4 protein-coding genes are annotated in these 6,131 nt (G+C 61.6%); all 4 read right to left on the bottom strand.

Going from position 1 to position 6,131, the window contains the following annotated elements; genetic code table 11:
• On the bottom strand, positions 1–439 hold a 439-nt coding region (locus tag QZ271_RS13630; RefSeq protein WP_291432389.1), incomplete at its 3' end, for a restriction endonuclease subunit S.
• Positions 436–2,850 (bottom strand): N-6 DNA methylase, encoded by a 2,415-nt coding sequence (locus QZ271_RS13625; RefSeq protein ID WP_291432387.1) that lies wholly within the window; start codon positions 2,848–2,850, stop codon positions 436–438. The genes QZ271_RS13630 and QZ271_RS13625, both read right to left, overlap by 4 nt.
• A gap of 368 nt (positions 2,851–3,218) precedes the next feature.
• Positions 3,219–3,815, bottom strand: coding sequence for a hypothetical protein (locus QZ271_RS13620; RefSeq protein ID WP_291432384.1), 597 nt, complete (start codon positions 3,813–3,815; stop codon positions 3,219–3,221).
• A 180-nt stretch (positions 3,816–3,995) separates the two neighbouring features.
• A complete protein-coding gene (locus QZ271_RS13615) occupies positions 3,996–5,900 on the bottom strand; it encodes a bacterial transcriptional activator domain-containing protein (RefSeq protein ID WP_291432383.1) in 1,905 nt (634 codons plus the stop codon).
• Positions 5,901–6,131: the final 231 nt, after the last annotated feature.

The following is a 6,131-nucleotide window of genomic DNA, read 5'->3' as shown; positions in this document are numbered from 1 at the left end:
AAGAATCTTCAATGGCCTCAATAACCTTTTTGGTCGATAGAATTCTCTGAATGAAATCAGGATTTGTTTTATTCAGCTTAATAATCATTGAACCAGTTCCACAAAGCCAGCCATCTTGTTCTTTTAATACGACAGCGCATCTTCCCATTTCTCCGCGTCTGCCTATAACTATATCCTTTTCCTTAAGACGAAAATCCTTCAGCTTCTCAACAATAAGACCAGAAACTGCCATTGAGTCGGTGGGTTTTATACTTCCACCTACTATGTGCATTGGGTTTACGATTGGCGTTCCGCCGGAAACATAATCAGATTTGTGTATTGCACTACCAAAGGGGCCAGTTCTGAAAGACGCAAACTCACCTAGCCTCTTGACTTCCCAATCCTCCGGTATCTCTCCTACTTCAGTCTGCTTATACCCCAGCCTTACCCCTGCGCTCACGCCCGCGCTCCCATGCGGGCCAGGTGCGCGTCCACCCGTGCGGCCAGTTCACTCACCTGCGCCTCCAGCGTCGGCAGGGGCGTGTCGTACCGCTGGGCCAGTTCCCGGATACGTCCCGTCAGGCGCTGCGACACCCGGTCCACCTCGGCGTGCAGGCGGCGCTCCAGTTCCGCCAGCCACTTGTCGTCGATCACCAGGGATTTGATGTCGTCCTCGGTCAGTCTGGCGTACTGGTCGTGGGCTTTGCGGTCCAGGGCAGCGTCCAGGTCGCTCACCCTCTTCTTCAGGAAGATGATCTGGTTCTCCAGCGCCAGCCAGTGGTCCACCACGGCCAGTTCGCTCTCGTTGTCGTCGTTGGTGGTCAGGCCGGGGCGCAGGCCCTTCACGTCCTTGGCGGTCACCTTCTCCAGCTCGCCGAACACGCCCTCTTCGCCGCCGTGCTCCTCGGTCAGTTCGTCCTGTTCGCTGCGGGCGGCGTCCAGTTCGGCCTGCTTGGCGTCCAGCTCGGCCTGTTCGGCCGCGAAGTACCGGGCCACGATGAACGGCTTGGGCAGCAGGTCGCAGAACCAGCCTTTGTCCTTGGTCTTGCCCTTCTTGTCTTTGACCAGGATGCGCTGCGGCCGGGCTACCCAGCCGTCCGCCGTAATCAGGTCGAGGTCGTCCTGCATGACGTCCTGCCAGTACGTCATCAGGTGCTGGTACACGCCGTACGGGTCGAGCAGCGGCGCGGCTCTGAAGGTGTTCAGCAGGTGCTCGCCGAGGTCCTCGATCAGCTCCTTACCGGAGTCACCCACTCGGATGTTCAGCATCCTGGGGCGGTGGTCGGCCTTCCAGGTGGTGTACAGGTCACCCACGGTGCTCACGAAGGCCTGGTACTCGGCGTGGTCGAGGATGCTGGGCTTCAGGGCGTCTAGGGCAGGCGTCAGGGTGGCGTAGCCGGGACGCAGGGGGCTGAACAGGGCGCTGCGCAGGTCCGGCATGACTTCCCAGTAGGAGCCGAGCGCGTCGATGTCCCGTTCGGGGATGCCGCCGTGCAGGTGACCGCCGATGTCCTGCAGGTCCTCGGGTTCGCTGCTGTCGATGTAGCGGGGCAGGTTCAGGTTGAAGTCGTTGTGGGCGTCGGCGATCTCGCTGTACGGCACCATGCGGGCGTAACGGGGCACCTCCTGCCCTTTCTGGAAGGTGTCCACGATGCGGTGGATGTCCTGTTCCCGCAGGCGGTTCTTCGGGCCGTCCTTGATGAAGGACTTGCTCGCGTCGATCATCAGGATGCCCCGGCGGGTCTGCGCGTTCTCCTTGTCGAGCACCAGGATGCAGGCAGGGATGCCCGTGCCATAGAACAGGTTGGCGGGTAGTCCGATGATGCCTTTCAGGATGCCGGACTCGACCAGGTGGCGGCGGATAACGGCCTCCGCGTTCCCACGGAACAGCACGCCGTGCGGCAGGATACACGCTCCCTTCCCGTTGGCCTTCATGCTGCGGATGATGTGCATGAGGTACGCGTAGTCGCCCTGCTTGGTGGGCGGCTCACCCCACGGGAAGCGCTGGAACGGGTCGGTGGCGGGCGTCAGGCCGGTGCTCCAGGCCTTGTCGGAGAAGGGCGGGTTGGCGACCACGTAATCGTAGGTGCGCAGAGCCTCGCCGTCCTTGAACTTCGGGCTCGTCAAGGTGTTCCCGCTCTGCACGTTCGCGGTCGGGAAGTCGTGCAGGATCATGTTCATGCGGGCCAGGCCCGCCGTGCTGACGTCCTTCTCCTGCCCTTCGAGAGTAATGCGCTTCCCAGCTTCCGCGGCGACCTTCAGCAGCAGCGACCCGGAGCCGCAGGTCGGATCGTACGCGGTGGTGCCCGCCACTGAGTTCTTCGGGGAGATCCCGATCACCTTGGCGATGATGCGGCTCACTTCACTGGGCGTGTAGAACTGGCCCTTGCTCTTGCCGCTCTCAGTGGCGAAGTGACGCATCAGGTACTCGTAGGCGTCGCCAAGAAGATCGTCGTGCTCGGCGCGGTTCTGAGAGAAATCCAGCTCAGGCCGCTCGAAGATCGCCACGAGATTGGTCAGGCGGTCCACTTTCTCCTGTCCGTCGCCCAGCTTGTTCGGGTCGTTGAAGTCAGGAAAGTCCGAGCGGGCCAGCCGCGCGTTGCTGTCGATCAGCGGCTGAATGACCTGTGTGTTGATTTTGTCTCCGATGTCGCTCTTGCCCTTCAAGGCGACCATGTCACGGAAGCTCGCCCCGGCCGGGATGTTCACTGGCGGCGCAAAGTCGTCGCTGTCGGCGTATTTGTCGGAGATGTACTTGATGAACAGCATGAACAGCACGTAGTCCTTGTACTGACTGGCGTCCATGCCACCGCGGAGTTCGTCGCAGGAGGCCCACAGGGAGGAATAAAGATCAGACTTCTTGACGGCCATATGACGGGCATTCTGTCACGTCACCGGATCGTTCACCGCCGAAAATCGAGCCTCGCAGCGGGGTTGCAGCCAGTGAGGTTCTGGCGATTGAACGCCGGTAGGTTTTGAGCCGTGAGTGACTGGAAACCGTACAGCCGCCGTTTTCCCCTCAGCGTCCTCGGTCCCGCCTGTTTGAGGGTGCTATGCGGTTCCAGTCGACTTGCGAATCTCAGTGTGCCAGACGCATTCTTCTGTGGACAGGTTTTCCATTCGCTGTGGGAAGTGATGGGAGCAACAGGGGGAGCTGGTCAGCGCAATACGACATCTTGATTCTCCTCTGAAATCTCCATTGCACAGCCAAGCATGGGTGCTCATCTGCGGCCAGTGGTCTACGCAGACTTCACGTGGTACACGTTATCCATCCAGCCGCACTCACGGAGTTGATGCGTGAGCCACGCGCCTGGCCGCAAGAGGCCGAGCTCCGCTTTGGAGATCAGGGTGCGTTGCAGCGCCGCAGCGAGCTGCGCGTAGGCCGGGCACCCGCGGAATTCCGCTTCGGTGGCGCGCCACAGCACCCGGTAGTAGTGCTGCTCCCATCCTTCGTCATCGAGCAGTTGCACCAGGCGGGCCGCGCCTTCCTGCACTGCTTCGCGGCGGTGATGCGGGTGGGTACTGGCGACGCGACTGAGGCTCCACAGAAGCTCCTGCGGGGTCTGAGCATCCTTGAAGATGGAAGTGCGAAAATCTACAGTACCCAGGGATTTTTCATTGTTTTCTGGTAGCGACCATTGTAGTAGGGGGGTAATATTAAACTCATCCCCTGTCAGGAGGAATGACTCCCGCACTTCACTCTTCGCCTCTTGCAGGCGCTGCCAGGCGGTGCGGCCCTTTTTGCGGTCGCTGGTCAGGTCGCGCGGGCAGGGCGGCAGTTCATGGCTGATGACTCTGGCGGTGATGCCTGGAGCGGGGCGGAGCAGGACGGCCACCCACGTGCCGGCGCAGGCCTGCGTGGTGACCTTCTGGCCCTCCGCGGTGAGGAAGGTCGTCGGAACCCACGTGCCGCCCCTGTACTGGCCTCACGGTAGCAATGGAACGGCGAACCGGCATAACGGTGTTTTTACTCGTTCAGCACGAAGCCTTGCTTAAACGGGATTGTGGTTAGCGTGTCAGTGTGACTGTTGGAGCTGCTGAGCCAGTGTGTCCAGCAGAGGTGGAATATGCCCGAGCTCGCGGGCAAAGAGGGTCCGACTCTCCCAGTAGATCGCTCGCGCAGCACTGACACCGCTCACCTGCGCCGTCGCGCGAATCAGGAAGTCATGCAGCCACTCGTCAAGCGGGTCGATCTCGATGAGTCTCTGGGCGAGCTTGACGCACTTGGCGTAGTCGCCTGCGCTGTACCAAGCATCCATCGTTTCCAGACCGACCCGAACGATCCAGCGGCTCATGCGCTCACGCTCCGTCTCCACCCATTCGCTGTCCGAGTCCTGTAGGAAATTTCTAACATTGAGGTTAGCCGTCAGCATGACATCCCGCTCTGAACTCAGCAAGGCATCCTGCGCCTGCTGCCAGTCCCACGTTAGGTGTACCCCCCCACAGTGAACCCGGTACGTCTGGGTCGTGGTGTCGTAAGGCACAGAGAGTCCGGGCACCAGCCGCTTGAGTTCGTGGCGCACCTGATGGATGTAGTTCTTGGAGCGTACAGGGGGGACATCGCTGAAGACTTCCGTCTGCAAAGTCCCCAGCGTGGTCTCCTTCTGCTGGAGCAGGAAGGCGAGGACCTCGACGAACTTCTTCATCTGGAGCCGGACACGTTGACCGTTGACGAGGATCGCCGGACTTCCCAGGGTCACCAGGGTGACCTCAGCGACGGGGATGGTTGGTCCGGGAGGTCCGCACAACACCCGTTCGTATTCGTGTGCTGCCAGCGTGTCGAGGAGCTGGCGCGTACGCGCCAGCCCACTCAGCTGGGCGGTCAGGTGCTGTTGGCCGCCCAGCATGACGTGAGCGTCTGCCGCCTCGCGTAAAGCCTCGCGCGCGGCCGTGGGTGAGTCGAGAAGGGCGTGTGCTTCCGTCAGATGCAACAAAACCCAGACCACCTCACGGGCACACCCGCTGGCCTGGAAATACCCTAAAGCTGCGTCTAGCCGTTCGAGGCCATGGGGATCAGCGTGACGGACCAGCGCTGCCCCCAGACGCCAATCCAGATAAGCCTGTGATCGGGGAGTTTTCACCAGTGCCTTTGCCCGTGCCAGGCTACTGCGTTCTGCCACCTCGTCACCCACGGCAGTAGCAATCGCGGTCAATCCAAGTTGTGCGTAGAACTCGGTTTCGGGTTGTTGCTGCCCATGCGCCAGACGAATCGCTCGCCCGAATGCCTCGCGTGCCTGTTGCGATTGGCCCTGAGCGTAGGACCACATTCCCCAGCGGTAGGACAGCAATGCGGCGGCCAGGGGACAGCTTGTGCCGTGCTTCCCAGCAGCGTTCAGCGCCTGCTCTGCGTCACCGAACTTCCCGAGATGGGTGGCACTGGCAGCCCGGGCCAAGAGGACATACACCCGGCGCATGGCGTTGGCGTGTTCCTCCGCGAACTGGAGGTATGCCCCAGCCTTCATGTCGTTCCCCTGATGCGCGGCGACCAGGGCGATGGACTGGGCCACCGCTGACTGCACCAGCGGACTGGCACCGACCGCGTGACTCCAGGCTTCATCAAGCAGCGCGGCGGCTCGGGCGACTTCTCCGCACTGCTGCTCCAGAATGGCCGCTTCCCGCAGAGCCAGGGCGGCATCTCTTGCCGCCATCTGATTCACGTCCAGTGCATCAAGCTGCGCGCGTGCAGCAGCGAACTCTCCCTCGAACCGCAAGCAAGTTGCCAGGTCCACGCGCGCCGCCTGATCTCCCTTCGCCACCGCCGTCAGGAGCAAGCGGCGGGCCTTCAACACATCGCTCAGGTGGAGGTGGCAGACACCACCCCAGCGGAAGTCGTGTGCGCCCGGCCGTTTCAGGGCCTCGAAGAGCTGAACGCCCTGCCGGTACTCACCGGCCATGACGGCCTTGAGGAGAGCCTGAGCCATAGCCCCAGGATAGGTCAGGAACAGAAGGACGTGGCGCAGAAATGACCAGCCACCCGTCTCGCTGAAAATCCGATGAGTCCATGTCATTTTTGCCGTTCTGGACGCGCCAAACCGTTTCCTAAACGGGACCAAACCGGGGGGAGCCTAGCCTTGTCCGGTAGTTGGCTGGAACTATGCCCGACAGGAAACGCCTTGAGGCCGTGACAGCCACGCTCGCAGCGTCCAAACGCG

Origin of the sequence: Deinococcus sp., assembly GCF_018260555.1 — a bacterium.
Classification (GTDB): Bacteria; Deinococcota; Deinococci; order Deinococcales; family Deinococcaceae; genus Deinococcus.
The sequence above is the reverse complement of the archived record's forward strand: the minus strand, read 5'-3'. Positions and strand labels throughout refer to the sequence as shown.

Excerpts from the sequence above, each read along its gene's own strand:
- QZ271_RS13625 (WP_291432387.1), bottom strand. The coding sequence starts at position 2,850 with ATGGCCGTCAAGAAGTCTGATCTTTATTCCTCCCTGTGGGCCTCCTGC.
- QZ271_RS13615 (WP_291432383.1), bottom strand. The coding sequence starts at position 5,900 with ATGGCTCAGGCTCTCCTCAAGGCCGTCATGGCCGGTGAGTACCGGCAG.